Below are 3,331 nucleotides of genomic sequence, written 5' to 3' on the forward strand. Positions count from 1 at the left end.
GGGGTATCAACATATCTGGCGTTGACTTTTGGCACGCTGTTGAGTTCTCAAGGAACGGACGCTTCCTTCGTACTCACCCTCGCGGGCTTTCCTCCGGGCGCTTCCCTTCGGTCTTGCGTTTCCGACTCTATCAGATCTTTCCGATCCGATTTCCTCGGTGCTTTCCAGGTTCCCGCTTTCGCGTTTCCCTTTCCGGCGGTTCCGACTTTATCAGAAGTTTCGGGGCGGACTGACCGGCCCTCGTTTTCCGATTCTTCGGGAGGTGCTTCTTCGAAATCAACGTTTCGAGGAGAAGCTGATAGACGCTCACTGTTGCCTTCCGGGTCAGACCCCGTCTCCAGGCAACTGTTTGAATCTACCTCCCCGCCTGCTCCGTGTCAACGGTTCCTGCGGGGCGAAGAGGAGACTAGCAGCTCAGCGGGGCCTCACGCACATCAGGCAGCCGTGGGCACGTCGGCGCTGCGTTCGAATGCCTCCAGGTCACCGGTCTCGCCGGCGCGTGCCGCACGTCCGCCCAGGACATAGACGTAGGCCAGGAAGGTCAGCTCGGCGATGACTCCGATGGTGATGCGCGCCCAGGTGGGCAGGCCCGATGGGGTGACGAAGCCTTCGATGGCGCCGGAGACGAAGAGGACCAGGGCGAGGCCGATCGCCATGGCCAGGGCTGCCCGGCCTTCTGCCGCCAAGGCTGTGCGTCGGGTGCGGGGGCCCGGGTCGATGACGGTCCAACCGAGGCGGAGGCCGGTTCCGGCTGCGACGAAGACCGCGGTGAGTTCCAGGAGGCCGTGCGGCAGGACCAGGCCGAGGAAGGTGTCGAGACGGCCGGCGGAGGACATCAGACCGAAGCCGACGCCCAGGTTGAGCATGTTCTGGAAGAGGATCCAGAGGACCGGCAGGCCCAGGAAGACACCCAGGATCAGGCAGAGGGCCGCGGCCCACGCGTTGTTCGTCCAGACCTGGGCGGCGAAGGAGGCCGCGGGGTGGCTCGAGTAGTACGTCTCGTACTGGCCGCCGGGGCGGGTGAGCTCGCGCAGCTCGTCGGGAGCCGCTATGGACGCCTGCACTTCGGGGTGGGTGCCTATCCACCAGCCGAGGAGTGCCGCGACGGCTGTGGAGAGCAGTGCTGTGGGCACCCACCAGTGGCGTGACTTGTAGACGGCGGCCGGGAAGCTGTGGGACAGGAAGCGCGTGACGTCCTGCCAGGAGGCGCGGCGGGCACCAGTCACCGCGCTGCGCGCGCGGGCCACCAGTTGGCTGAGCCGGCCGGTCAGCTGCGGGTCGGGGGCGGCCGACTGGATCAGGGAGAGATGGGTGGCCGTGCGCTGGTAGAGGACGACGAGTTCGTCGGCCTCCGCGCCGGTGAGGCGGCGCTGGCGCCGGAGCAGGGCGTCGAGGCGGTCCCACTCCGCGCGGTGGGCGGAGACGAAGACGTCGAGGTCCATCGGTGTGCCTGCTCCTCGGCTGTTCGTCGGCGGTCGGCCTGACCGGTGGAAGGATGATCGGCTTGATCTGCTGGTCGTACTGCGGTGCGATGTGCCATCAGCTTGGCAGACTGGCGGTGTTCGGGGCAGGCCAGGGAAGGGCGGCGGGCGTGAGTGAGCTGGTGACGGGCGAGGCGGTGGCGTTGGAGCTGCGCCCCGCGAGGCTGCCCAGCAGGGCGCTGGCCGTGCTGCTCGATCTGGTGGCGGCCGTGGCCGTCTATGTCGTGGTGACCATCGCTCTGGTGGCTGCCACGGCCTCGTTGGACGAGGCGGCGCAGACCGCGATCTCGATCGCCTTGTTCGTCCTCGTGCTGGTCGGTGGGCCGATCCTGGTCGAGACGCTCAGCCATGGGCGGTCGCTCGGGAAGATGGCCTGCGGACTGCGGGTGGTGCGGGACGACGGGGGGCCGATCCGGTTCCGGCACACGCTGGTGCGGGGTCTGATCGGTGTGATCGAGATCCTGATGACGCTCGGGGTCGTGGCCTGCATCGCGTCCCTGGTTTCGGCGCGGGGGCGGCGGCTCGGGGATGTGTTCGCGGGGACTCTGGTCGTGCGGGAGCGGGTGCCGGTCGGGCAGACGGGTTTCGTGCCGCCGCCTCCGCCGTGGCTGGGCGGGCGTTTCTCGGGGCTCGATCTGTCGGCGGTGCCCGACGGTCTGTGGCTTGCCGTCCGGCAGTACCTGACGCGGATGGGGCAGCTCGATCCGCAGGTCGGCTGGTCGATGGCGGAGCGGCTGGCCGCGGACCTGGCCGGGCGCACGGGGGCGCCGGTGCCGCCGGGGGTGCCGCCTGCGGCGTATCTCGCGGCGGTGGTGCAGGAGCGGCAGGCCCGGGAGGCCCGGCGGGCGTTCGGACATGGGTCGGCCGGGGGTGGCGGGCCCGTGGGTCCGGCGGGTCCGGCTGGCGCCTACGCCCCGCCGGTGTATCCCGCTGCGGCCGTCGCGCCGGATGTGCGGCCGGCTGCGTATCCGCCGGCGGATCCGGGAGCCGTGGTGCGTGGGGAGCGGGTCGCCCCGCCGCAGGAGGGATCGTCGGCCGATCGGCCCTCGACGGGGTTCGCCCCGCCCGCGTAGGTGCCTTCGGGAGACACCGGTCAGTCGAGGACCGACGGTGGTGACTCGAGGTCCTCCAGTTCGATGCCGGGGGCCGCGAGGACCACGTCCCCGGCCAGGTGCACGGAGTGCTGCTCGCCCGTGTCCAGGGCTGTGACCTGGTATTCGTCCACGGTCAGGGGGCCGTTGTCAGTGGCGTGTGCTTCTCTTTTCACCAGCGCCCAGGACTGGTCCAGGGTGCGCGGGGCGAGGACCGGGTCCGTGAAGGCGACGAGGCGTACGCGGGTGGCTGGTGCCGAGGGGGTGAGGCGCAGGAGGCGGGCGATGGCGACGAGAAACGCGGGGGACGAGCCGGTGAAGGCGTGGGCGCGCACATTGCCTTCGGTGGCGTGGGTCCCGGTGGGGTCGGTGCGGACCCAGGTGACGCCGTCGAGGGCGGCGCCGCGGACCTGCCAGCTCGCGGCGTGGAGTTCGAGGCGGATGGGACGGCCTAGTTCGTCGAGGGCGAGGTCGACCGAGCCCAGGTGATCGCCTGCGGGGGCGGTGAGCTGGGAGACGTAGCGCCAGCCGGAGGGGCCGGGGGCGCAGTGGAAGTGTTCTTCTGCGAGGGGGGTGTGATCGTGCGGATCGTGGAGCGAATAGCGGCCGCGGGGCATGGGGGTCCTGGGTCGTGACGGGCTGGGCCGGTCGCCGGTCCGCCAAAGGGGCAGGCCCCCGGCACGGGGGTGCGGGGGCCTGCCTCGGAGGACCTGCCGCCGGGGAGCGCGTCCGGTGTACGGACGCGCTCGCCGCGGCGGG

General features: G+C 70.7%; 3 protein-coding genes. 1 reads left to right on the forward strand and 2 read right to left on the reverse strand.

Annotated features, from left to right (window positions below; translation table 11 throughout):
* Window positions 1-434: 434 nt before the first annotated feature.
* Window positions 435-1,442: a stage II sporulation protein M gene (locus AMK33_RS40130; protein WP_073938162.1), complete on the reverse strand. Its 1,008-nt coding sequence runs from the start codon at window positions 1,440-1,442 to the stop codon at window positions 435-437.
* 149 nt (window positions 1,443-1,591) lie between these two features.
* Between AMK33_RS40130 and AMK33_RS40135 the strand changes: the two genes are divergently transcribed.
* Window positions 1,592-2,554, forward strand: a complete 963-nt coding sequence (locus AMK33_RS40135) for an RDD family protein (protein ID WP_073938164.1) — start codon at window positions 1,592-1,594, stop codon at window positions 2,552-2,554.
* 20 nt (window positions 2,555-2,574) lie between these two features.
* On the opposite strand, the gene AMK33_RS40140 is transcribed toward AMK33_RS40135, so the two are convergent.
* Window positions 2,575-3,189, reverse strand: coding sequence for a hypothetical protein (locus tag AMK33_RS40140; RefSeq protein ID WP_073938163.1), 615 nt, complete (start codon window positions 3,187-3,189; stop codon window positions 2,575-2,577).
* Window positions 3,190-3,331 lie beyond the last annotated feature (142 nt).

The sequence above is a fragment of the Streptomyces sp. CB02400 genome, assembly GCF_001905725.1.
Taxonomy (GTDB): domain Bacteria; phylum Actinomycetota; class Actinomycetes; order Streptomycetales; family Streptomycetaceae; genus Streptomyces; species Streptomyces atrovirens.

Bases quoted from the DNA above. Each gene is read 5' to 3' on its own strand.
- AMK33_RS40140 (WP_073938163.1), bottom strand. From the start codon at position 3,189: ATGCCCCGCGGCCGCTATTCGCTCCACGATCCGCACGATCACACCCCC.
- AMK33_RS40130 (WP_073938162.1), bottom strand. From the start codon at position 1,442: ATGGACCTCGACGTCTTCGTCTCCGCCCACCGCGCGGAGTGGGACCGC.